The sequence below is a fragment of the Sediminibacterium sp. FW305-C-49 genome, from assembly GCF_058231085.1.
Window position 1 is genome coordinate 715,163 of record NZ_JBIQXS010000001.1, and the last position, 25,219, is coordinate 740,381.

Annotated in this window: 22 protein-coding genes; 11 read left to right on the forward strand and 11 right to left on the reverse strand. The window is 41.2% G+C overall.

Translation table 11 applies throughout. The features are described 5' to 3' along the window. Positions 1 to 76 precede the first annotated feature (76 nt). The 3 genes from rpoN to ACH3Z1_RS02940 all read right to left on the reverse strand — a co-directional run bounded on the left by rpoN (position 77) and on the right by ACH3Z1_RS02940 (position 3,682). A complete protein-coding gene (rpoN, locus tag ACH3Z1_RS02930) occupies positions 77 to 1,567 on the reverse strand; it encodes an RNA polymerase factor sigma-54 (RefSeq protein ID WP_490820344.1) in 1,491 nt (496 codons plus the stop codon). A gap of 398 nt (positions 1,568 to 1,965) precedes the next feature. After that, on the reverse strand, positions 1,966 to 2,472 hold the full coding sequence (locus tag ACH3Z1_RS02935) for a hypothetical protein (RefSeq protein ID WP_490820345.1): 507 nt from the start codon (positions 2,470 to 2,472) through the stop codon (positions 1,966 to 1,968). Beyond that, the gene (locus tag ACH3Z1_RS02940; RefSeq protein ID WP_490820346.1) at positions 2,465 to 3,682 is read right to left on the reverse strand and encodes a DegT/DnrJ/EryC1/StrS family aminotransferase; all 1,218 of its coding nucleotides are present in this window, start codon (positions 3,680 to 3,682) and stop codon (positions 2,465 to 2,467) included. Before ACH3Z1_RS02940 ends, ACH3Z1_RS02935 begins: the two co-directional genes overlap by 8 nt. 132 nt (positions 3,683 to 3,814) lie before the next feature. Here ACH3Z1_RS02940 and ACH3Z1_RS02945 point away from each other — a divergent pair, with 132 nt between their 5' ends. After that, on the forward strand, positions 3,815 to 4,468 hold the full coding sequence (locus ACH3Z1_RS02945; RefSeq protein WP_490820347.1) for a DsbA family protein: 654 nt from the start codon (positions 3,815 to 3,817) through the stop codon (positions 4,466 to 4,468). A 156-nt stretch (positions 4,469 to 4,624) separates the two neighbouring features. Then, entirely contained in the window at positions 4,625 to 5,746 is a 1,122-nt protein-coding gene (locus tag ACH3Z1_RS02950; protein ID WP_490820348.1) for an amidohydrolase family protein, read from the forward strand. A 76-nt stretch (positions 5,747 to 5,822) separates the two neighbouring features. On the opposite strand, the gene ACH3Z1_RS02955 is transcribed toward ACH3Z1_RS02950, so the two are convergent. From ACH3Z1_RS02955 to ACH3Z1_RS02975, 5 genes are read right to left on the reverse strand one after another with little or no spacing between them, the layout of a single operon-like run. Next, on the reverse strand, positions 5,823 to 6,044 hold the full coding sequence (locus tag ACH3Z1_RS02955) for a hypothetical protein (RefSeq protein WP_490820349.1): 222 nt from the start codon (positions 6,042 to 6,044) through the stop codon (positions 5,823 to 5,825). A 45-nt stretch (positions 6,045 to 6,089) separates the two neighbouring features. Continuing rightward, positions 6,090 to 6,626, reverse strand: a complete 537-nt coding sequence (locus tag ACH3Z1_RS02960) for a DinB family protein (protein WP_490820350.1) — start codon at positions 6,624 to 6,626, stop codon at positions 6,090 to 6,092. Between the two features lie 26 nt (positions 6,627 to 6,652). Then, positions 6,653 to 7,033: a VOC family protein gene (locus tag ACH3Z1_RS02965; RefSeq protein ID WP_490820351.1), complete on the reverse strand. Its 381-nt coding sequence runs from the start codon at positions 7,031 to 7,033 to the stop codon at positions 6,653 to 6,655. An 18-nt stretch (positions 7,034 to 7,051) separates the two neighbouring features. After that, positions 7,052 to 7,549: a hypothetical protein gene (locus ACH3Z1_RS02970; protein WP_490820352.1), complete on the reverse strand. Its 498-nt coding sequence runs from the start codon at positions 7,547 to 7,549 to the stop codon at positions 7,052 to 7,054. 32 nt (positions 7,550 to 7,581) lie between these two features. After that, on the reverse strand, positions 7,582 to 8,091 hold the full coding sequence (locus ACH3Z1_RS02975; protein WP_490820353.1) for a hypothetical protein: 510 nt from the start codon (positions 8,089 to 8,091) through the stop codon (positions 7,582 to 7,584). Positions 8,092 to 8,387: 296 nt separating this feature from the next. On the opposite strand from ACH3Z1_RS02975, the gene ACH3Z1_RS02980 reads away from it, so the two are divergent. The 8 genes from ACH3Z1_RS02980 (at position 8,388) to ACH3Z1_RS03015 (ending at position 18,423) form a co-directional block, all read left to right on the forward strand. Continuing rightward, positions 8,388 to 8,801: a DUF5606 family protein gene (locus tag ACH3Z1_RS02980; RefSeq protein WP_490820354.1), complete on the forward strand. Its 414-nt coding sequence runs from the start codon at positions 8,388 to 8,390 to the stop codon at positions 8,799 to 8,801. A gap of 148 nt (positions 8,802 to 8,949) precedes the next feature. Continuing rightward, the gene (locus ACH3Z1_RS02985) at positions 8,950 to 11,850 is read left to right on the forward strand and encodes a serine hydrolase domain-containing protein (protein ID WP_490820355.1); all 2,901 of its coding nucleotides are present in this window, start codon (positions 8,950 to 8,952) and stop codon (positions 11,848 to 11,850) included. Positions 11,851 to 11,917: 67 nt separating this feature from the next. Then, a complete protein-coding gene (locus tag ACH3Z1_RS02990; protein ID WP_490820356.1) occupies positions 11,918 to 13,651 on the forward strand; it encodes a hypothetical protein in 1,734 nt (577 codons plus the stop codon). A 68-nt stretch (positions 13,652 to 13,719) separates the two neighbouring features. Next, a complete protein-coding gene (locus ACH3Z1_RS02995; RefSeq protein ID WP_490820357.1) occupies positions 13,720 to 14,367 on the forward strand; it encodes an ATP-binding cassette domain-containing protein in 648 nt (215 codons plus the stop codon). Positions 14,368 to 14,375: 8 nt separating this feature from the next. Beyond that, entirely contained in the window at positions 14,376 to 15,569 is a 1,194-nt protein-coding gene (locus ACH3Z1_RS03000) for an FtsX-like permease family protein (protein ID WP_490820358.1), read from the forward strand. Between the two features lie 234 nt (positions 15,570 to 15,803). Beyond that, on the forward strand, positions 15,804 to 16,253 hold the full coding sequence (locus ACH3Z1_RS03005; RefSeq protein ID WP_490820359.1) for a hypothetical protein: 450 nt from the start codon (positions 15,804 to 15,806) through the stop codon (positions 16,251 to 16,253). A 727-nt stretch (positions 16,254 to 16,980) separates the two neighbouring features. Further along, positions 16,981 to 17,757: a sensor histidine kinase gene (locus ACH3Z1_RS03010; protein WP_490820360.1), complete on the forward strand. Its 777-nt coding sequence runs from the start codon at positions 16,981 to 16,983 to the stop codon at positions 17,755 to 17,757. A gap of 15 nt (positions 17,758 to 17,772) precedes the next feature. Next, entirely contained in the window at positions 17,773 to 18,423 is a 651-nt protein-coding gene (locus tag ACH3Z1_RS03015) for a response regulator transcription factor (protein WP_490820361.1), read from the forward strand. A 23-nt stretch (positions 18,424 to 18,446) separates the two neighbouring features. Here ACH3Z1_RS03015 and ACH3Z1_RS03020 read toward each other — a convergent pair whose 3' ends face one another. Continuing rightward, a complete protein-coding gene (locus tag ACH3Z1_RS03020) occupies positions 18,447 to 18,680 on the reverse strand; it encodes a hypothetical protein (protein ID WP_490820362.1) in 234 nt (77 codons plus the stop codon). A gap of 196 nt (positions 18,681 to 18,876) precedes the next feature. Here ACH3Z1_RS03020 and porZ point away from each other — a divergent pair, with 196 nt between their 5' ends. Next, positions 18,877 to 21,201 (forward strand): type IX secretion system anionic LPS delivery protein PorZ, encoded by a 2,325-nt coding sequence (gene porZ / locus ACH3Z1_RS03025; protein ID WP_490820363.1) that lies wholly within the window; start codon positions 18,877 to 18,879, stop codon positions 21,199 to 21,201. A 5-nt stretch (positions 21,202 to 21,206) separates the two neighbouring features. Here porZ and ACH3Z1_RS03030 read toward each other — a convergent pair whose 3' ends face one another. Together ACH3Z1_RS03030 and ACH3Z1_RS03035 are read right to left on the reverse strand one after the other, a co-directional pair. Beyond that, the gene (locus ACH3Z1_RS03030) at positions 21,207 to 21,803 is read right to left on the reverse strand and encodes a hypothetical protein (RefSeq protein ID WP_490820365.1); all 597 of its coding nucleotides are present in this window, start codon (positions 21,801 to 21,803) and stop codon (positions 21,207 to 21,209) included. A 47-nt stretch (positions 21,804 to 21,850) separates the two neighbouring features. Next, complete coding sequence (locus tag ACH3Z1_RS03035; protein WP_490820366.1) at positions 21,851 to 25,207, reverse strand: methylmalonyl-CoA mutase family protein; 3,357 nt, start codon at positions 25,205 to 25,207, stop codon at positions 21,851 to 21,853. Positions 25,208 to 25,219: the final 12 nt, after the last annotated feature.

Sequence of the window (25,219 nt, forward strand, 5' to 3'; positions counted from 1 at the left end):
AAGCAATCAGATTATCAACCTGAAATCAAGAAAATTCAAGGATTTTTGTTGATTCAATAAAAAAGTAGGGATATCACTACAACTCTTTTCTCAACCTCGCTACAGGTATATTCAATTGCTCCCGGTATTTGGCCACCGTACGTCTGGCGATATTGTATCCTTTCTCCTGCAGCATGTCTGTAAGTATTTCATCACTCAGCGGTTTACGCTTATCTTCTGCTTCAATAATATCACTCAGAATTTTCTTTACTTCTCTTGTACTTACTTCTTCACCGCTATCGGTACTTAATGATTCACTAAAGAAAAATTTCAACCGATAAGTACCAAACTCTGTTTGAACAAATTTACTATTGGCCACACGGCTCACCGTTGATATATCAAGTCCTGTAAGTTCAGCAATATCTTTCAGGATCATTGGCCGCATGGTGGTTTCATCTCCTGTAAGAAAAAACTCCTGCTGGTGTTTCATGATGGCACTCATCGTTCCGATCAAGGTATCCTGTCTTTGTTTGATCATATCAATAAACCACTTCGCAGAATCGATTTTCTGTTTGATAAAGAGTACTGCCTCTTTCTGTCGTTTATCTTTTTTACTTCCCTTGTCGTATTCTTTCAGCATATCGCGGTATCCTTCACTGATACGCAGGTCTGGTGCATTTTTCGCATTCAGGGTAAGTTCGAGTTTACCATTGTTATTGAGGACAAAGAAATCGGGTACGATATAACTCTCTGCTTTATTAATTTCCCCGATATTACCTCCTGGCTTGGGATTCAGCTTGATGATCTGGTTAATGACATCCCTGATCTGGTCATCATTCAGGTTAAGTCCGCGCTGAATTTTTTCATAGTGCTTCTTGGTAAACTCATCAAAATATTTAGAGAGTACCTGTATGGCCAATTCAACTGATCCCCCTTCTGCTAGTTTTCTTTTGAGTTGTAACAACAAACATTCTTTCAGGTCACGGGCACAAACCCCGGGTGGATCAAACTGTTGTATCTGCTGGATGATGGCTTCAATTTCCTTGTCTTCTACCGTTAACCCCTGCCTGAATGCGAGATCATCGGCAATGGACGTCAGTTCACGGCGCAGGTAACCATCATCATCGAGGCTGCCGACTACCTGTTCTGCTATTTTAAAATTGCGTTCATCCAGTTCGAGCATGCCTAACTGGTTCAACACCAATTCATGAAAACTTGTTTCAACCCTGATCGGAATTACTTTCTGGTCATCCATTTCAGGGTAATTATCATCCTTCATTTTATAATCAGCAATCTCACCATCATCATCTGTTACATATTCGCTGATGTCTACATTATCATAGTCTTCTTCACTACCGTCGCGGTCCAGGTCATCATCGGCATTATTGTCAAATTCATCTTTCAGTTCATCCCCAAATTCATCAGCATGCCCTTCTTCATCCAGTTCCAGTGCCGGATTTTCCTCCAGCTCTTCCTTGATACGTTCTTCAAGATTGGCAGTAGGCACCTGCAACAGCTTCATTAACTGAATCTGCTGGGGCGACAGTTTTTGTAATAATTTTTGTTGTAGTGACTGGCTTAACGACATAATACAAACTAAAGACAATAATGAATGGCCCTGTTTACGGGTAATTCAGCTTTAACATCTCCCGATCTTAAAACGCCGTAAATTTACATACAATCAATGCAAGATGTTTGCGAAACGGATTTGTTTGTTTGTGAATTTATTCCTAATTACATGCTTTGCGGGTAAAGCGCAAATGCCTGTTACGGCTGTTATACCCGGCAAAACTATCGCCGATAGCAGCAGACCGGCATTTTTTCGTTTGTTACCTGAAAACTATTACAGTAAAAATCTTTCCTTTTTCTGCAAAAAAGAGTTGGAGTTGGAAAAGATGACCAAATTACCCTTTCGGTTTCGTTTAGGTAGCCTTGATCATGTAAATATGTTAGAGGGAAAACAACAAGCCCATCAACCTGCTTCTTTCAGGCCGCTGCCCGGTTCTCGCAGGTAATAGATCTGTATTGAATCTGATCTGCTAAAGCCTCCATCAATAATCGTTGATCTTCTTCTGTCAACTTTGCTATAGGAATGGTATCAGAAAAATAGGTAGACATGTACTTCACTATAAACTTGTCGTTTTCGATGACAATTTTTTTTATATCACTCCATAAAATCATTTCACGCTCTTTTACGTCGTAATTTCCCTGATTCAGGTTCCATTTGATTCCTGACGCATCGACTGCGACAAAACAATTTTTTATCCTACTGTTTTTATATTGCTTATAAAGCCGTTCTGCAATACTGTAAAAAATAAGCAGATTCGCTGCCGGACTAACCCAATCTTTCCAATCGCTGATATCAGCAAAAGGCCATATTAATCTTATCAGGTTAAAGATAATAACAGCTGCCAGTAACACTGCCCAGAAGTAGAACCAGAAGCCGAGAGCCAATGGTTTATAATAAGCAGTATATGATTTAGGTTCAGGCATGCACCGAACTATTGGCTAATACTTTACGAATGGCAGCAGCCAGCTTCTCTCCTTTTTCTTTGATTTGCTCATCGGTCCATAACAAACCAATGGCTGTAGAGATACATCTGCTCATGATGGCATCGCTTGCTTCAAAACGGTTGGTCTGCAATTTGAGCAATGCCTTCTCCTGTGCTTCACTTAACCTGTTCAGACTGGTTGCCTGTTTCAGGTGATCCCATTTGCTGATATAATGCCAGTTATTGGCATACCAGTAAAAATTACCTGCCAGTATTCCCTGTTCCTTTAATTCCGCTACCAGAGCTTTTGTAAGTTCTTCTGTTGGCAGGAACCAGCTTAAAAAACTACAGCTATCTCCTGCTGCATCAGGCACTTTTCTGAAACTGACTTCAGGAATGGTTTCGAGATAAGCACGCAAAGTCTTGTTATTTTTTCTTTGGATAGTAAGGAATGTATCGAGTTTACGAATCTGTGCCAGACCAACAGCCGCATGTAATTCACTGATACGGAAATTATATCCGAGATATGGGTGCAGGTCGGCTCCGCGATCCACGCCTTTATGATCATGCCCATGATCTGTATAGGCATCTGACTTGATGTACACCTCTTCATTATTCGTCATTACCACTCCACCTTCACCACAGGTAATGGTTTTGACAAAATCAAACGAAAAGGTTCCTGCATCGCCAATCGTTCCTAAGGCCTTCCCCTTATAAGTTCCACCAATACTCTGGCAGGCATCTTCGAGTAATATGAGGTTATGTTCTTTACAGATTTGTTTTAAAGCATCGAGATCGGCCATACTACCGCACATATGAACCGGCATCACACATTTGGTTTTTGGCGTGATGGCTGCTTTCACAGCGGCAGGATCAAGGGTGAGCGTTTCGTCAATATCAACCAGTACCGGTATAGCACCCACACTCAGTACCGCTTCAAAACTGGCCACAAAAGTGAAAGAAGGCATGATTACTTCATCACCTGCACCAATATGCAAAGCTGCCATTGCCGTTGTTAATGCAGCAGTGCCGCTGGAAGTGAGTTGTGCATACTTACAACCAAATACTTCTGTAATGGCTTTCTCGAGTTCCTGTGCCTTCCAGACGCCCTTTCTCGGACCATCAAAACCATAACGCATCAGGATGCCTGTTTCCAGCACATCATTCACTTCTTTTCTTTCTTCAGCACCAAATAATTCATAACCAGGCATAAGACTTGATTTAGACAGCAAAAATAGAAAGGATTCTTCAATGTCTGATGTCAGATGTAGGATGTCTGATTTTTTAACCAAATCAGACATCCTACATCTGACATCATCAAATCCCCTGCTTACCTTTGCCAGATGACTCCAACGCTTTTTTATTGTTACGACGCCTATTGTGGCTGGTGTTATGGATTTAGTCCGGTGATGCAACGAGTACATCAAAGCTTTCCACAACTGCCTGTTGAAGTGTTATCGGGGGGGATGATTTTACCTGAAGAACCCGTTGCCATTGCGGCCACTGCCGGATATATCCAGAAAGCCTATAAAACAGTGGAAGAATATACGGGTATCACCTTCGGCCCCGATTATCTCTGGCATATCAATAACCCGGAATTGAGCGACTGGTTTCCTCATTCTGAAAAACCAGCCATTGCGCTTTGTATCTTCAAAGAGTTTTATCCGGATAAACAGGTAGCATTTGCATCCGATCTTCAGTATGCTTTACATTTTGAAGGACGCGATCTGACAGATGATGAAGCCTATCGTCACCTCCTGGAGAAATACAGCATTAACCCCGAAACCTTTTACAGTAAACTAAAAAGTGAAACCTACAAAGAGCAGGCTTATTATGAGTTTTCACTGGTTAAACAGTTGCAGGTTACCGGATACCCCTGTGTGCTTTTACAGGTGAATGAATCTAAATTTCATCTACTGGCACGTGGTTTCACCGATTATGAAACCCTGGAAACCAGGCTGAATAATGTATTGAAAGAATTAAGTGAGGGCAATTGATTTTACAAGAAAACGTTAAGATATAAGAGCGGCTCCTCGTTTTCCGCTCTCCACAATAGCTTCCCTGTTCAAACCCGATACACATGAAATGAGCCATACCAAAAACAGCATATTTATTGGCGAATTCCATGTGGCCAAAATCAATAACAGACACACATGAAACAAGTTTTTACCTTTGTATTTTCTTTTCTCTCTTATGCAGCACTGTCGCAGAATGCCAGCATGGATTTTGAAAAATATGAGCCCAAAAGCAACCTCGTTGTTCCGGAACATAAAATCACCCGATCCAAGTTCCCCTTTATTGATGTACACAACCACCAGTTTGGCATGCCTACACAGGATGTAAAAGCATTGCTCAAACAAATGGACAACCTGAATATGCGTGTCATGGTGAACCTGAGCGGGAGAGGATCCAGATCGGTGAACGGACAATTCGGATTACAGGATCCGCAATACCTGGCTGATGCGATTGCGAATGTTAAAAAATCTACCCCTAACCGTATCATTCATTTTACCAATGTATCTTTTATTGGAGTGGGTGAACCCGGCTGGGCAGATAAGGCAGTAAAAGAATTGGAGAACGATGTAAAAGCAGGTGCCAATGGTTTGAAAATTTATAAAAATCTGGGGTTCTCCTTCAAAGACAATACAGGTAAATTATTACGTATCGATGATCCGAGACTCGATCCGATCTGGGCCAAATGTGGTGAACTCAAAATACCCGTACTCATACACAGCGCAGACCCCGAACCTTTCTGGCAACCGCTTGATGATAAAAATGAGCGCTGGCTGGAACTGGCTACACGTCCGGACAGAAAAAGAAACAACAATGATCCCGCACCATGGTCAGACCTGATTCAGCAACAACACAACATTATTAAGCGTCATCCCAAAACAAATTTTATTGCTGCACATTTTGGCTGGTATCCGAATGACCTCGCTAAACTCGGAAGTTTGTTAGATGCCATGCCCAATATGTATGTTGAATTTGGTGCCGTTATCGCGGAACTGGGTCGCCAGCCAAGAATGGCAAAAATGTTCTTCGATAAATACCAGGACAGGATCATGTTTGGAAAAGACAGTTGGGTACCGGATGAATACCCCACTTATTTCAGGGTATTGGAAACAACTGATGAATATTTTCCTTATCACAAAAAATACCATGCGTTTTGGAAAATGTATGGTATGGGTTTGAGTGATGATGTATTGAAGAAAGTGTATTATAAAAACGCACTGCGCATTATTCCAAATATTGACAAGACTTTATTCCCTGATTAGGGGAAAAATTATAAGCCGCAGATGCGCAGATTTTAATTGAATAATCTGTGCATCTGCGGCTTATATAAAAGTCTGCTTATTCTTCCAATAATGGATTCCGTTCTTTTCTTCTGAATGGTTTAAACCATGAATCGGGTAATAACTCACGAAAGCCCGTAACAGTTAGAAATGAAATAAGGAAAGCCTCTGTTAATACCCCTTTATCTTCTTTGGGTAAGAAAAGAAATAAACTGAGAAAGCCAAGAAATATGGCCATTAATATCCATCCTGAAGTTGATATTGTTTTCCTTTTTTTCATCTTTCTAATTTACTAAACGCTATCAGTAATTATTCGAACAAAAAGTTAAAACAATTTCTCCGCCGGCGGTGTTACCCCCTGAAAACGAATATAAATGGTACACTGTCCGCGGTGGTGCGTTTGGTGTTCATGTGCTTTCAAAATCCAGCTTAATCTCGATTCATTGAAATTGCCTCTTTTTATCAGCTCAGTTAATTTAGATGCATCCATTTCTTTGACACCTGCGATGGCAAAATCGTATGCAGCATTTACATAATAGCTAACTGAATCTTTGGTTTGTGCTGTTGCTGAACGCTCCATATTATATCCGGCGAAAATTCTTGTTTTACCTGTTCCGTTGGCACTCAATCCAATGGTACCCTGTGCCAGATGAAGCATCTGTTCTGAAAAACTACGGATACCGTCAACAGGTTTAACCGTGTATTTATCGGCTGGCATGGCAGCCAGGTATTCAGCGGTATATACTTTTGCTCTCTCCCAGTCTTTCACCAATTGTGCTTTCAGTGAATCGTTGTTGAATTGTGCATCCGACTGCAGGATCATCAAAAATAGAGCGCTGCAAATAGCCATCATCTTTTTCATACTGTTGTTATTATTTGGTGTAAGGTTTATTGTGGTACGTTATGTAATGCAATACGGTTTCCTTCACTGTCTAAAAACACTGCCATACAGCCATACTCAGGCGATATTTCGGTTTTAGGAACAAGAATTTTTCCGCCTGCCGCTTCAATTCTGTCCAGTACAATCTGAACATCCGGATTGGCATTCAGGTACACCAGTGGCCCGTGTGTGGCAGAAGGCTGATGAAAGCCACCGCTATCGCATAAAGCGCCGGCGATTGAATCCGGACTTTCTACAGGAAACATCCGCATTTTAATATTGGGGAAATCAAGCGGAATCATAGTGAATTGAAAAATCGCTTCATAAAAGCGCTGGGCACGGTCGATATCCGTCACAGGAATTTCGAACCAGCTAATGGCATGTATCATAATGATAGATTATTGGGGTTACAGTTTGGTTTTTGTTTCTTTCAGGCCTTTACTTTTTAAATACTCGAGCAACTCTTTTGCATCTTCACCACCACGCATAGCATGGTGTAATAAAGTAAGTCCATGCGGACCTCTTGCAAATACATAAGAAGGAAATGCTTCGAGATAAGGTTTAACGATCGCTGTTTTGCCTAACATGGTTAACACAAACATATTGGTACGTGCTCCCTTTTCAATTAAGAAGTTGGCGATTTCTTTATTCCCTACATGTCCGGCACCTTCCAGTGCCGTTTCAAAATCGCCGCCACCCAGATCATGTGCAGCATATACTAGGGTAGGTTGTTCTGCATACATCTGTTTTACCTTATCAAGGTTATTATGTCCTGCTCCAACAAAATCCATGATCTGTTGTTTGTCGAGCTGGGGTGGTCTGTCCATTTGAGCTGCTACAGATGCGGGTACATAAAGCGCAGCGGCACCTATGGAAAAAGTTTTTAAAAAATCTATACGTTCCATAATAAAAGTTACGCAGCACTTCTGCGCATAAGTTATTGTTTACGACGATATTCAAGATCAAAATCTGTTTTCCATGTTTGTCCGCCATCGGTTGAACTTTGTCCATGCTGACGAACTTTATCTTTTGAAAGTGGTGTAAAAGTCATTCGCATAATCCTGGAGGTTTGATTGGGCAATAGAATTTTTTCTGTTTCCATGATCATCGATCCATTCTCAAAACGCCCATTCAGGTATTCTGTAACACCTCCATTATTATCTACCCAATACTGTTGCCATTTCGCTTTGGCGGCATTATAGGCATTGAAACTTTTTCCACTGGAGCCCCCTGCCGCATACCAGTTTTCAAGTAATACACAACTGTCGAGTAATCGCTCTACTTTACTGGTGCCTGCCTGCTGACCATTTAACGCAAATACATTCCATTCACCCACCCAAAAATCAAACTGTTGATATACGGGTTGATCAGCACAACGTGGTCTCGGCTTGTTTTGTGCCAATGAAAAAAGTGGAAATAACAAGAAAGCTAAAATGAGCTGTTTCATGACAAGCAGTTTTGCTAAAGACAAAAGCTTACAGATCAACAATGCATCACCTGTCACAAATTATAACCTCCTGTCGATGAATCCTACCGTTACCGGAGTATTTTGATGGCCGGTAAGAAAAGGGAGAGTTGCGCGCCATAAGCCATAAGCTGTGAGTAAGTAATATAATTTTACGAGCTACCATTAAAAGTTGAAAGCTCACGGCTCGCGGCCAGCTTATCATAACAATTAAAAACATAAACACCCTTCCAGTCTAACCCTTTTTCCCTTACTTTGCAGCCCTAATAATATTGTATATGGAGTATAGTAAACTGATATCCATCACTGGTCTCAGCGGTTTGTTTGAAATGGTAGGCAGCAAAACAGATGGTGCCATTGTTCGTTCATTGGATGATAAAACAACCAAATTTGTCAGCAGCCGTGTGCATAATTTCTCACATTTAGAGAGTATTGAAGTGTACACTGTTCGTGAGAATGTAAATCTGGTGGAACTGTTCCAGGCCATGGCTGCCAGCAAAACGGCGTTGCCTGCTGAAAACGATCCGAAAGCGGTAAAAGCTTATTTCGAGAAAGTATATCCCGATATGGATTTCACCCGTGTATATGCCAGCGACATGAAAAAAATGGTGAAATGGTTTGGTATCCTCAAAGCCAATGAGGTTGAACTGAAAATCACTGAAGAAGAAGCCGATGAAGAAACAGAAGGCTGATCTTTCCCTTATAACATTGCAAAAGCCGCACTTTCTAAGTGCGGCTTTTTTGTATTATCAACCTGACCATGATCTGCTTGCGATTTAAAACCCGCAAAAAACCGCAAAATTACCCAGAATCCTTACCTTGTGTGCTGAACTTAGCTATATGAAAAGATCAATTCTTTCCTTCTTATTTCTTGTTTTATTAAGTGGTTTATCGGCCCAGCAGTTTTATGAACATACGCCTGCGGCCGATAAATGGGTAAGAAAACAGTTCCGCAAATTGTCGAAAGACCAACGCATTGCCCAATTAATGATTATCAGGGCACACAGCAATCTGGGACCTGATCATGTGAAAGAAGTAACTGATCTCATCAAAAAATACAATGTAGGGGGTCTTTGTTTTTTTCAGGGCGGACCGGTTCGCCAGGCCAAACTCACCAACTTTTACCAAAAAATCGCCAAAACACCATTGATGATTGCCATTGATGGCGAGTGGGGGCTGGGTATGCGTTTGGACAGCGTCATTAATTTTCCCCGTCAATTGATGATGGGTGCGGTACCTGATGCACGTCTTATTTACAAGTTTGGACTGGCCGTTGGAGAGCAATGTAAAAGAATTGGCATCCATGTAAACTACGCACCGGATATTGATATCAATAACAATCCAATGAACCCTGTCATTAACGACAGAAGTTTCGGAGAAGACAAATACAAAGTAGCACTCTTTGGCGTACAGTATATGAAAGGTATGCAGGATATAGGTGTGATGGCCTGTGCAAAACATTTTCCGGGACATGGCGATGTAAGTGTTGATTCACATTATGATCTGCCTGTCATTAATAAATCACGTGCAGCGCTTGACCAGCTTGAACTCTATCCCTTTCGCGAACTGATTAAAGCTGGTGTAGGTAGTATGATGATAGCACACCTTGCTATTCCTTCCATCGATACAACCGCTAACCTGCCTACTTCTTTGTCTGCCAAAAATGTGACCGACCTTTTACGCAATGAACTGGGTTACCAGGGTATTTCTTTTACCGATGCACTCGAAATGCAGGGTGTTACCAAATTTTTTCCGCAAGGCGATGCTTCTGTGATGTCGCTTATTGCAGGTAATGACATGCTTTGTTTGCCCGGCGATATTCCGGGTAGTATTGCCAAAGTAAGAAAGGCTATAAAGGAAGGAAAACTGAACTGGGATGATATTAATGCACGCGTAAAAAAAGTATTACTGGCCAAATATCATCTTGGACTCAATAAAAAACAAGTAATTGACACCACAAATATTGTTGCAGATCTGAATGCTAAAACAGAAGAAATTAAAAAGGTACTGGCTGCCGATGCATTGACTTTACTGCGTAAAACCAACAATAACCTCTTACCCCTCAACGCTAAAAAAGTAGCTTTTGTAGGTGTGGGTATTGATAAAGCCAACCAGTTTGCCACCCGTATTCAGCAGCAACTGAATGCTGATCTGTTTTTCTTTGAGAACAAAGACAACACTGAAAAAGCAGATAAAATTTTACAACAACTGGAACAGTACGATGCAGTGGTGATAGGCTTTCACAACTATAGTCGCAGACCCGCCAACCAGTTTGGGCTAAGTAAAAACAGCCTGGAACTGTTGAACAAACTTCAGAAAAACAACAGTATCACCTTCGCCTTTGGCAACCCTTATGCAGTTCAGTATATCTGCAATGCCAGCAACCTAGTGGTTTGTTATGAAGATGATATCATCACGCAGGATGCTGCCGCAGATCTTTTGTTTGGAAAAATAAATGCCAAAGGAAAATTACCAGTTACTGTTTGCGAAGGCTTTCGGTTTGGAGATGGCATCGTGTATAACAATATGTTACCGGTTGCCACACCGGAATCTGTTGGATTGATCAGTGATTCACTTAATAAAGTTGAAACAATTGCTAAAGCAGCCATCGACAGCGGAGCCACACCTGGCATGGTCGTACTGGTTGCAAAAAACGGCAAGCTCGTGTATCACAAATCTTTTGGTCATGTAAACACCGACAGGAAAGTACCTATGACCAGTGATATGGTATTTGATCTTGCTTCGGTCACCAAAATTTCGGCTACCACTGTTGCCATCATGAAATTATATGAAGAGGGGAAAGTAGACCTGAACAAAACATTGGGCGATTATTTGTCTTGGGTGAATGGTAGTGACAAAGCCCCATTAAAACTGAAAGATATCTTGTTACACCAGGCAGGTCTCAATCCTTTTATTCCGTTTTATCGTGAAGTGATTGATACGGCCACCGGACAACCCTTCCCGCAATATTTTGTACAGACACCTACCCCTCAGTTTTCACACCGGGTGGCAGAAAATTTATACCTGCGCAACGACTGGCACGATACCATGTATGCGCGTATCCTGAAAAGTAAATTAACTACCCAGGGGAAATATGTATACAGCGACAACGATTTTATTTTCCTTGGGAAAATAGTAGAAGCTGTAAGTGGGATGTCTTTGGACAGCTATGTACGTAAAACATTTTATGAGCCACTCGGCATGACCAGTACAGGCTTTAAGCCACGGGAAACCATGCCACTGAGTACACTGGTACCAACAGAAGTAGAAAAACATTTCCGCAGACAACAAATACAGGGTGATGTGCATGATGAAGGGGCTGCCATGTTTGGCGGTGTCGCTGGTCATGCAGGTTTATTCAGTAATGCGTATGACCTCGCTAAATTGTACCAGATGTTATTAAATGGCGGCGAGTTGAATGGCTTGCGTTTACTCAACAAGTCTACCATTGATCTTTTTACAGCCTATAGTAGCGATATAAGCCGTCGAGGACTTGGTTTTGATAAGCCTGAAAAAGACAATGCCACACGCAAAGAACCCTATCCTTCGCTGCGTGCATCTTTATCTACTTTTGGTCATACTGGCTTTACCGGCACCTGTGTTTGGGTAGATCCCGAGAAAGAGCTGGTGTATATTTTCCTCTCCAGCAGGGTGAATCCGACCCGAAACGACAATAAACTGGGCCGTATGAATGTACGCCCAAACATACAGGAAGCCATTTATGGAGCTATTATGAAGTAAAACCAGATTTCTGGCATATTTCGCCAACAGACTATAACTTCGTATGCTATAATCTTAATATAAGCATATGAAGTCTGCTCTGCGTTACATTCTGCCAGTGACCATACTGATGGTCATTTTTACTTCCTGCTCCAATAAAGGACCAAAGGAAGCCGCTTTAATTCCTAAAACGGCCAGTGCTGTTATTGTACTCGATCCGGGTGCCATGCAGGATAAACTGACTTCAGGAGGAATCAGCGTTGATACGCTTTTCAGTCGCATCTTCAAAAACGATTCATCAGATGCAGAAGACAGAAAAAAATTAGATGACTTCAGACATAATGCAGGTATCGACTGGAAAAAACAACTATTCTTTTCTTTCTCTCAAAAAGGTAATCCGAATGACGGTAACACAACCATTATGAACATTATGGGTGGGTTAGCTGATGCTGCCAAATTTGAAACCTGGGTCAAAGGACATAAAGAGTTCTCCTCAAAAACCATCACCAAAGAGAAAACCTACTCTTACCTGCTGGCAGAAGGCAATACTGCACTCTCATGGACCGATAAAAATGTAATCGTAACCATCTATAATTACACGCAAAGACCAAGCTATGATACAGTAGCCATGGAGTTCAAAGTTCCAGAAAAGAAAAATGTGGAAGCAGACCTGAAAAAAGAAGTGAATACCTATTATACGCAGGAGAAAAATGCTTCAATGGCTGGTGTTTCAGCCTTCACTGGCATGTTTAAAGATAAAGCCGATGGTTATGTTTTTAGTTCATCCAACAGTTCATTGAGTGCATTAAGCATGTTGCCTTTATCGCTGCCTAAAGTAGAAGAGTTAATGAAAGACAATTATTCTTCTGCTACACTTAGCTTCGAGGCGGGTAAAATTGTAGCTAAATCTGCTACTTATACCAATCCGATTGTAAGCAATATCCTGAAACAATATGCTGGTCCAACTGTGAATCTTTCGATGATTGAAAGATATCCTTCCGATAAAATCAATGGTATCATGCTGGCTTCATTCAACCCCGAAATATTCAGTGGCTTTTTAAAGCAACTTGAAATGGAAGGACTGATCAATGGCAGGCTGGAGAAAGCTGGTTTTACCATTCAGGATTTGTATAAATCACTGAAAGGTGAAATCGCAGTTGTAGTTTCTGACCTTGGGTTTAGTCAGCCAGAACCCCAGCAAAAAACCGATGAGGAAGATATGACCAGAAAAAAACCTTTGGGCAAAATGATCTTCAATGCGCCTGTTGCTGATAAAGCAAGCTTTACCAAATTAATGGATAAAGTAGTGGAGCTGGGTTATATCCGTAAAGAAGGAAGCACTTATAAAAGCGGCGAATTAATGAGCATACTGGGCATTTATATGCAGGCCGATGATAAGAACCTGGTAATCGCCAGTGACTCATTAACCTATGCACAGTATATGTCGAATAAAAATCAGGCAGTGATCAACAATGATGTACTCAATCGTTTTAAAGGGAAGTCTACTGTTTTCTATTTCGACATCGCCAATACCATCGGAGGTTTTATGAATGGAAATGCTGCAAGCGATTACAATAAATCGATGAGAACGGCTAAAGAAACATTTAAAGATATTATTGGCACATCCGACAATTTCGACGGAAAAAGTGTGAAAGGTGAGTTTGAAGTGCGTATGCAGAATGAAAAACAAAACAGTCTTGTAACACTTACGAGTCTGCTTACAGATATTGCTGTAGATATGCGGGTAGCCGCCAAAAAACAAAAAGAACTGGAAGAAAAAATGTTCCCAGGTGGCATACCAGCTATCATCCGGACTAATTAATTGAAACAGTTATCGTAAAAAAGTCCTGCCATGGCAGGACTTTTTCTTTGGCTTAAAAATATAGTCGCATGACCATCTCGCTTCATAAAGTAGTGCCGATTCCTCTGAAAGAAAAATTGCTGCAACAGGCATCTGGTATCTGGAATAGTGAACTCGTTTTCACAACACCGGAATGGGTCAAGATCAAGGCGCCCAGCGGAACGGGTAAAACCACTTTTATTCATTCGCTTTATAGACTCAGAACAGATTTTACAGGAACAATAAAATGGGATGACCAGAATATCAGCACATTGACGGTTGAAGAGCTGGCTGTTTTTCGTCAGCAAAAAATCAGCATAGTTTTTCAGGATCTTCGCTTATTTCCGAATCTTACAGCATGTGAAAACATAGAGCTTAACAGGATTTTGCAAACAGCTTATTGCGAAAAAGAGCGGATCATGGAAATGGCTCAAATGCTGGGAGTGCAGCATATTATGCAACAACCTGCAGCTCTCTGTAGTTATGGTGAGCAACAGCGCGTGGCCATTATAAGGGCATTGGTTCAGCCTTTTGAATGGCTTATTATGGATGAACCCTTCAGTCACTTAGACAAAGAAAATGCAGTCAAAGCCGCTGCATTGATTACTGCAGCCTGCAAAGAAAGAAATGCGGGCATCATCATTACCGACCTGCATGACGATGATCATTTTAATTATACCCGGAAACTTGTTTTATAGCAATAACTATGAAAGGATTGAACATACTGCTGCGAAAATTAATTAAAACCGGTGCCGGAAGAGTTCGGTTTGCCATGGCCATTGTTGGCTTGTCGATTGCCATGGTACTTATACTTTCTGCAGTTCAGTTACAAAGCAATTATAAAGAGCTTTTGAGTGGAAGTGGTAACCGTGATAGCATTGCCAATTTTTTGGTGATCAATAAAATACTTACCGATCAAAACTTAAAGAACACCACACTTTCCGATGCCGAAATAAATGACATCAAGGCCCAGCGTTTTGCGGATGCAGTGGGTGTTTTACACAACAGTCGTTTCAAAGCCTCCATTCAAAGCAGTAGTGCCCAGTTTCCGTTTTATACAGATATTGCTTTTGAAAGTGTACCGGACAGTTTTCTGGATGTAAGCACAAAGGAATGGGCCTGGGAGGAGTCTTCCGGTTTTGTTCCCATTATCGTGCCTGGTATGTTTTTAGACATTTACAATTTTCAGTTTTCTTTATCGCAGGGTTTACCACAATTAACAAGAGAAGTCGTAAAAATGATATTCTTCCAGGTAAATATCTATGATGAAAATGGTGTAGCACATAGTATGCGCGGAAGAGTGGTAGGCTTCAGTGACAGGATATCTTCTCTGCTCGTTCCTCAATCGTTTATGGATTGGGCGAATCAGCGATATGGAGCTGACGGTAATGCAGCACCATCAAGGATTATCCTGCGTACCAAAGATCCGGGCGATCCTGATTTAATACGTTACCTGAAAGAAAAAAAACTGAGTACCGATCAGGATAAAACCAGATTCAGCAGGTACAGACAGGTGGTGGATATGGTGGTAAATATTTCCGGTGCAACAGGTTTACTGATGTTATTATTTGCCGTACTGACCTTTACGCTTTTTATCCAGCTAACCATCAGTTCCTGTAAAGAAGAAATAAAATTGTTGCTTACGTTGGGGGCTTCGCCCAAACAATTATCGCGCTTTTTAATGCGACAGTTTTTCCCTTCCAATATCATCATTATTACTATTTCACTTGCCATCGTTTGCCTGTTGCAGTACTGGGCTTTCAGGCTTTTAGCTGGCCAGCAAGTGTATATAAATCCCTTCATTTCATTGGAAACGACGTTGACAGCCCTTATAATCCTTTGTTTAATTGGTATATTTAATTTTATCAACATTAGAAAATACATTAAAATTAATTATTAAATATTTTGACAATCAATATCTTTAAGTATAGTTAATTATAAAATTCGTTTAAAACACCGTACCCAAATTCAGTGAAAAAACGGTAGTTAATTCAGTGATTAAATAGCATATACATAAGAAAAAAAGCAGACCTTTGTACCAGATGGGAATAAAAATTGAATAATTCTCTTCTCGAAACCTTGTAATGCCCATTCAAACAAACCTTGGTCAAAAAACCTATTAAAAACAGATTAGATGAAAAAGTTTCAAATCTTAGGCTCAGTTTTACTGCTGTCAGTTGTTACCATACTTCTGGTAGCCTGCCAGAAAGAACAGGATGGTGTTACAACTGAAACCAGCAATGGATCAAGCAGCGAATCAATCACCGCAATAGAAGTAGATGCATCAAGTATTCCTGGAATCATTCCACAAAATGAGGCAGCAGCGCTTGCTTCACGCTATGCAGCTGCTGGCCTGAATAAATCTACCGGAGTAACATTCTCTGTAAAAGATATTCAGAATTACTTAAACATTTTGAAACGTCAGGGTTCCGCAAATATCACCGTTAATTTTGGTATGTACGAGAACGGTCGTTTGACTGTATTTTTCTCTGGTGATAAGAAGACAAGATCTGGAAATATTAGAAATAGTGAAGAAATTGGTAAAGAAACTGAATTCCTGAACCACGGTACATTACGTCCATAATTTCCGACAGCATTTTAAATATATTTATATTTGTCTTTACGTAGGAAAGAAATTATTAAAGAGGCTGTATCTTAAATCGATATAGCCTTTTTTATTTGAAAAATAAACGGTGTATGAGTTTGAACCATTATGTTGAAATCTTCTGCTTACTCATAGCTCTTATTTTTTATAAAAGCCTTTCTCAACACTCCGTCTTCAAATACTTTATTTTATTCTTAGTTGTCACAGTCATCATTGAGGTTTATGCCATAGACAAAAGCCGAACTTTTAAACATGTGATGTATAATTTTTATTCGGTATTTGAATTCCTTTTTTTAGCCTTTTTGTTTTACTACAACCTTAATCTGACAAAACTAAAAAGACTTATACTGCTTTTTTGTGTAATTTATATGGTTTGCTTTCTCATCAATCTTTTATTTATTCAAGGTATATATGTGTACCACAATTATATTTTTTTACTCGGCTCATTTTTTATCGTTTCCTTTGTTTGGATGTTTTTCTATGAGGCAATTCTACCAGAGACATTACATGTAAAACTTGTTACAAGACCTTTTTTTTGGGTGAATGTTGGCCTGCTTTTCTTTTTTCTTGGATCAGTTGTAGTTTTTGCTATGTTTGAATACTTATCGAGCAACGATTTACAAAATCAGGGGGCGAAAATTTATCAGGCTATTATTAATAGCTTAAATGTAATTTTATATGGGTCATTTAGTATAGCATTTATTTTATGCAAAAACAAGAAGATATCATCATCACCATCGTAATTGCTTCTGTTTTTCTGGTATTGATTGGATTTTTTTTATTGCTTATTGTGTTTGTTTTTTTACGTCGTCAAAGAAAATTTCAACAAGAACGTGATGAAATGAAAAACAGGTTTGAGCAAACCATCCTTAAATCACAATTAGAAATACAGGAACAGACTTTCAGCCATATCAGCCGTGAAATTCATGACAATATCGGTCAGGTGTTAAGTTTGGTAAGACTCAACCTAAGTAGTTTTTCTGATATTTCCGATCATGAGAAACTTGAGCATACCGATGATCTGCTGGGTAAAGCCATTAAAGATCTTCGCGACCTTAGCCATAGTCTCCAAACCAATCGCATTCAGGATATAGGCATCGTTGAATCGATACGTCAGCTATTAGGAAATCTGCAGAAAAGCGGTCGATATAAAACAGATCTGCAAATTGTGGAGAACTTCACAGGCATCGACAAGAACACAGACCTGATCATGTTCAGGATGGTACAGGAAATCATCAACAATATCATGAAACATGCCAAAGCCGACCATATTTCGGTAGATATTGAGGGAAATGAGAACGAAGCCAAGCTCACCATTACAGATAATGGCGTGGGCTTCGATATGGAGAAATTTAAAACAGCTGGTCCGGGAATAGGTTTACAGAACATATTTAACCGGGCTAAAATGATAAATGCAACTGTTGATATAAAAAGTGAGCCCGGGAACGGAACAGCTATTATATTGCAGGCTAAATCCAAATAATTCCAATCAATCAGTATGACTTTTGTAGCATTAGTGGACGACCATGAATTACTACGCAGCGGGCTGGCCTCGATGATCAACTCATTTGATGGCTTCAAAGTAGTAATGGAAGCCGGCAACGGTAAAGAGTTCATTGAAGCACTTAAGACCAACAAACCACCTGCCATCGTACTGCTCGACATTAATATGCCCATGATGGATGGTTTTGAAACGGCAGAATGGATTAAAGCCAATTTACCCGAAACCCGTATACTGGTATTGAGCATGCTTGAGAATGATATCGCTATCATCCGTATGCTTAAAAATGGAGCCCGTGGTTATTTGCTGAAAGACAGTAAACCCAAAGTGTTTAAACAAGCCCTCGAAAACATTCGCGACACAGGCTATTTCATCAATGAACTGGTAAGCGATAAGCTGATGCACTATATCAGCAACGAAGACTCTTTCCTGGGAGACGGTTCCCCATTAAGTAGCTTAACAGAAAACGAAACCATATTCCTCCAGTGGATATGCAGCGATAAAACCTACAAGGAAATCGCAGAAGAAATGCATATCAGCCCACGTACCGTTGACACTTATCGCGATAACCTCTTTAAAAAACTGGATATCAAAACACGCGTAGGTCTGGCCATATTTGCCATTAAACACGGAATCGTAACTGTCTGATCTGTTATTCTCCAGCGTACATTTCATTTTAACCTGAACCCGATTACAAAATTACCCTCCTCCTCATAGTAATAGGTATGCTTGTATTTGTTATACCTGATCGGAGCTCCCATCGAACGCATCATAGACAGGTAAGTAAAAAGGGTGGTTAATGAACAATCGACCTTTACAGCCATTTCTGCGGGTTTACCCGTATTTTTCCTCGCAATCAGCTCATCGATTTTCCTGAAATTTTCAATCGCAATTCTACTCTTCATACATACTGTTTTAAACAGCCAAAATAGAAAGCTTTACCATTAAAAAAACACGTAGAAATACCTGATTTTTCTGCAACTGGTTCGCGATATAATTACCTGATGTTGATTCACCGTAAATAGAAAATCTACTATTATTTGCTTTGAACTTTCCCTTGCTTCTACCAGTTCATTCATAACAGATTTGCTAACTTTAACCATGATTAGCAGGAAAGCAGGCAATTCTTTTTTTTGTATGGCCTTTCAATGGTTGCTTTGCCTGGTTACATTCCATACTGCTAAAGCACAAATTCCACCCCTTGGTCAATGGCGTGAACACCTTAATTACCAACAGGCCATTCAGGTCGTAAAAGGAGATCGTATCTATTGCGCTACTACCCAGGCAGTTTTTTCCATCAACGATAAAGAAGAAGCAGAACGTTTTTCCAAAGTAACTGGTCTCAATGATATTGGCATCAGTACCATTGGGTGGGACAATACCGGCGAGCAGTTGCTAGTAGCCTATAACAACAGTAACCTGGATCTTATCAAAGGCAGTATCGTTAAAAATATCAGTGACATTCAAAGAAGTACCATCAGTGGAGATAAATCTATACTGCAGATCTACTGCAACAATGGAATCGCCTATCTCTCAACCGGATTAGGCATTGTACTGGTTGATCTTGCCCGTCTCGAAATTAAAGACACCTGGATCATTGGTAACAATGGTGCGCAGGTAAAAACCTATGCTGCCAACCTATTTAATAATCAATGGTACGCCGCCACTGAACAGGGACTAAAATATGCTTCGGCTACGGCCAGCAACCTGGCAGATTACAGGAACTGGTTACCTATAAGTGGTTCAGCCGGTTTACCTGCCGGTGTTTACCAGCATATCCTGTCAGTAAATAATACACTTGTTACGCAGAAAAACGACTCCTTGTTCATACTCAATGGTACCAACTGGCAGTTACTTTATCATGATGCTGCCTGGCCCATTGTAAGTGTTACGGCAAGCGGAAATCGTTTACTGATTTGCCAGCGTACGAATAGCGGAGCCTCGCGTGTCATCATCATCAATACCAATGGCCTGGTGGAAAGAACCATAACACAAAGCGGTGTGATCTCTTTTCCCCGTTCAGCCATCATTGATCATACTGCCGTGTGGGTGGCCGATCGTTTTGGCGGACTCTCCCGTTTTGGAAACAGTGTTGATCGTTTTATACCCAATGGCCCTCCAGGAATTGCTACAGGCGATCTCTTAGCCACAGAAACAGCAGTTCATGCTGCTGCCGGTAGTGTGAATGATGCCTGGAACTATCTGTATAACCGTGATGGTGTGTTTCAGTTAAAAGATGATAGTTGGTCGTTTCGCGGTTATTTCAACACCCCCGTTCTTGATTCTGTTTTTGATTTTATTACACTGGCCGAAGACCCGCGTGATAAAAGTATCTGGGCCGGCAGTTATGGAGGCGGACTTGTTCGCTTCAGGGAATCATCCACTCAACTATTTAAACAACAGAACAGCACTCTGCGCGCTGCTATTGGCGACCCCGGGAGTGTTCGGGTAAGTGGTTTAGCTTTTGACAGCCGTCAGCGTTTATGGGTCAGTAATTATGGCGCTCCACAGAATCTGCATGTAAGAAAAACAGATAGTAGCTGGACTTCTTTCAGCATTCCATTTTCACACAGCGAAAATGCGGTGGCACAAATAGTGGTGGATGACCTTGACCAGTTATGGATCATGAGTCCCAAAGGCAATGGTTTATTTTGTTACAGCCCCGGCGCCAATATTGATAACAGCAATGATGATCGCTGGAAATATTACCGGCAGGGAACTGGCAATGGTAACCTCCCCTCCAACAATGTGTATTCACTTCTAAAGGATAAAAATGGTTTTATCTGGGTGGGAACAGATAAAGGTATTGGTATCATCCGCTGCCCGGAGACAGTTTTTGGCGCCAGTGGATGTGAAGCCATTCAGCCGATTATTCAGCAGGATCAATTGGCAGGGCTTTTGTTCAGGGATGAAGTGGTACAATGTATGGCGGTAGATGGCGCAAACAGGAAATGGGTAGGCACACGCAATGGGGTATGGCTTATCAGTTCAAATGGCGATAAAATCATTTACCGTTATACGGCAGAAAACAGCCCACTTTTAAGTAATGATGTTCGAAAGATCAGTGTTGATCCGGTAACAGGAGAAGTTTTTATGGCAACCTTTAACGGTATCTGTAGTTTCAGGAGCACCGCTACAGAAGGAACTGCCACACAACAGAATGTATTGGTGTTTCCGAATCCCGTACCCCCTGGCTATAACGGTACCATTGCCATTCGCGGACTGACCAATAATGCGCTGGTAAAAATCACCGAATTAAATGGAAGGCTTGTGTACCAGACCAGATCATTGGGAGGACAGGCTATCTGGAACGGAAAAAATTATCTTGGTACTAAAGTAGCCAGCGGCGTGTACCTTGTATTGATTCGTGATGATGAGGGATTGGAAAGGGTTGCCACTAAAATTGTACTGGCGGGTGGTCGTTGATTCACTTATTGCTTTACATAATCATACGTACGCATCACTACAAATTTCTGTCCGCTTTTATCACCAGGTGCTACACGATACATCACCTGTCTGGTTTTCCCCGTAAATGTTGACACCCCTGCACTATCGGTTGTAAACAGCGGAAATCTGCGGGTGAGCACTCCTTCCATCAACAAAAATTCATCATTGCCTTTATAACCTTCTCGCAATTTCGGATCATCAATAATATCCGGAAATACTATGGGTAATACCGTATTGTTAGCTTCAGAACTGATGCATATCACAGTTCCTTTGTTCAGGGTATCGCCGCTATAGACATACAAAACTAGATCAGGAAAATTATCACGGTTTACATCATCAACTTCTGCGCGGCGAATGCGTCCTTTGATCTCAAAGCTGAAATCGCGCATACTGTTATCAAAACCTATCGGTGAAATATTAATCGTGTTTTTATCGGCATTGCGATTGCTGCAATTCACTTTATACCCGACTTTACCAATTTTCATGGTAGAATCGTATTTCCTTGCCGGTTGCTGCGCGTTCAGCATAACAGGCAAACAGAAAAAAAACAAAACTGTACCTACAGATAGTTGAATACGCATCTGACCAACATTATTGAGCATCCAATTTAGTAAATTTTCCGGGAAGCTTACATGTTACGTCTGTATTGACCGCCTACTTCATACAAGGCATGTGTAATCTGTCCTAAGGAACAATACTTAACAGTTTCCATTAATGCTTCAAACAGGTTGCCATTTTGTTTTGCCGTTTGTTTTAATGAAGCGAGTACTGCTGCCGATTTTGCTTCATTCCTTTTCCAGAATGCCTGCAGGTTTTGAATCTGCTGTTCTTTCTCTTCTGTAGTTGAACGAATAACTTCACCTGGCAATACGGTCGGGCTTCCTTTTTTATTAAGGAAGGTATTTACACCAATCAATGGAAGTTCACCGGTATGTTTTAATGTTTCATAATACAGGCTTTCTTCCTGTATTTTATTGCGTTGGTACATTCTTTCCATAGCACCCAGCACACCGCCTCTTTCACTGATTCTTTCAAATTCAACCAATACGGCTTCTTCCACCAGGTCGGTCAGTTCTTCTATGGCAAAACTTCCCTGTATAAAGTTTTCTGTATTGGCAGAACCCAGTTCACGGTTGATGATTAACTGAATAGCCATGGCCCTTCTCACACTCTCTTCGGTAGGTGTTGTAATGGCTTCATCATAAGCATTGGTATGAAGACTGTTGCAGTTATCGTAGATCGCATACAAAGCCTGCAATGTGGTTCTGATATCATTAAAATCAATTTCCTGTGCATGCAAACTTCTGCCACTGGTCTGGATATGGTATTTCAGTTTCTGTGAACGGTCGTTACCCTTGTATTTGTTCTTCATGGCTTTTGACCAGATGCGTCTTGCCACACGACCAATCACACTGTATTCAGGATCCATTCCATTGCTGAAGAAGAAAGAAAGATTGGGCGCAAAATCATCAATATGCATTCCCCTGCTCAGGTAATATTCAACATAGGTAAATCCATTGGCCAGTGTAAATGCCAGTTGTGTAATAGGATTGGCACCTGCTTCTGCAATATGATAACCACTGATACTTACACTATAAAAATTGCGCACTTTATGATCAATGAAATAGGACTGCACATCGCCCATCAGTTTCAATGCAAACTCAGTAGAGAAGATACAGGTGTTCTGCGCCTGGTCTTCTTTCAGGATATCGGCCTGCACCGTTCCTCTCACCTGCGACAATGCTTCTGCTTTAATAGTAGCATACACATCCGCAGGTAATACTTCATCACCTGTTAGTCCGAGTAAACGAAGACCCAGTCCATTATTACCTTCAGGTAATCTTTCGGGAGAAGATGGGTTATAATAAACAGGCTTGGGCGCATGCTTATATTTCTTTGCCAGCACTTCTTCCACCTTGCCCCATAAACCATTTGTTTCAATGTATTTTTCACAAAGCTGATCAATGGCGGCATTCATAAAAAAGGCGAGCAAAATAGGTGCCGGGCCATTGATGGTCATACTAACGGATGTTTTCGGATCGCAGAGATCGAAACCACTGTATAGTTTTTTGGCATCATCTACTGTGGCAATACTAACACCACTGTTACCAATTTTTCCGTAGATATCGGGACGGATGGCTGGGTCTTCCCCATACAATGTTACACTGTCAAATGCAGTAGATAACCTGATAGCAGGCTGCCCCAAAGAAACATAGTGGAAACGCTTATTGGTTCGCTCAGGACCACCTTCCCCTGCAAACATCCGCGTAGGATCTTCGCCCTGTCTCTTCAGTTCAAACACACCTGCTGTATAAGGAAATGAGCCCGGCACATTTTCCTGTAACTGCCAGCGAAGAATATCGCCCCAGTCTTTGTATTTGGGCAATACCACTTTAGGAATGCGGGTTTTGCTAAGTGATGTAGTAGTGAGTGGTTGTCTGATGACTTTATCACGCACTTTGTATTCAAAGAAATCTGCTTCGTATTGTTTTACCAGTGCCGGCCACTGTTGAATGAGTTGCTGGCAGTCGGTGTGTAATTGCTTTTCAAAAGATTGCTTTACTTCTTCCAACCCTTTGGCGAGTTCACCTTTTACCGATGCCAAAGTACCTGTGATCTGGTATAGTTTGCTGGCGATGGTGGTTTGTTCATTTACCCAACTGTCGTAAGAACGGTTATTGTCTGCAATCTCCGCCAGGTAACGTACACGTTTGGGAGGAATGATCTGCGATTTGGTGGTCGTATCTTTTTTATTGTCTTCTCCAGAGAAATCGCCAAACGATATCTTTGTGTTCTGTTCAACAGCCAGCATTATTTTTTCAAATAATGCATTTACACCTGCGTCATTGAACTGGGCCGCAATGGTGCCTACAATGGGTAATTCTTCATCTTTTGCTGTCCATAAATTATGGTTGCGCTTATATTGTTTACGAACATCATGCAGCGCATCCAATGCACCGGCTTTATCGAATTTGTTGATACAAACCACATCTGCATAATCGAGCATATTGATTTTCTCCAGCTGGGAAGCAGCACCGTATTCAGGTGTCATTACATATAAACTCACATCACAAAAATCAAGTATCGAAGCATCGCTTTGTCCCACACCTGCCGACTCGAGAATGATAAAGTCAAACCCTGCCTGCTTACAAATATCAATGGCATCCTGTACATGGGCACTGAGTGCTGTATTATCGTCGCGTGTTGCCAGGCTACGCATATAGGCCCGTGGATGTGAAATGGCATTCATCCGAATACGGTCGCCCAATAAAGCTCCACCTGTTTTCTTTTTGGAAGGGTCAACAGAAATAACAGCAATGGTTTTATCTTCCAGTAACTGCAGGTATCTTCTTACAATTTCATCGGTCACAGAACTTTTACCTGCACCACCTGTACCTGTAATACCCAATACCGGAATGACGGCAGTAGCCTGTTGTTTGTTCACTTGTTCCTTGTCTCCTGTTCCGTTCTCTGCATTGGTAATATGCCGCGCTATGGTACGAATATCTTTCACCTCACCCAGTGTCATCGGTTTGGTATAAGTACCGTTTCCATTCAAATTAAAATCACATTGACGTATCACGTCTTCAATCATACCTTCCAGTCCCATTTTTCTTCCGTCATCAGGGCTATAGATTCTGGTGATACCATAGTGATGCAGTTCCCTGATTTCTTCCGGAAGTATGGTTCCGCCGCCACCGCCAAAGATTTTAATATGTCCGCAACCATTCTGATCCAGCAGGTCGCGCATGTATTTGAAAAACTCCACATGCCCACCCTGGTAGCTGGTAATGGCAATACCCTGTGCGTCTTCCTCTATGGCACATTCTACAATTTCAGCCACACTCCTGTTATGACCAAGGTGTATGATTTCGGCTCCTTTTGACTGCAGAATCCGGCGCATGATATTGATGGCGGCATCGTGCCCGTCAAATAAACTGGCGGCTGTTACAATGCGGATTTTATGCTGGGGTTGATACGACATATCCTTTCTTTT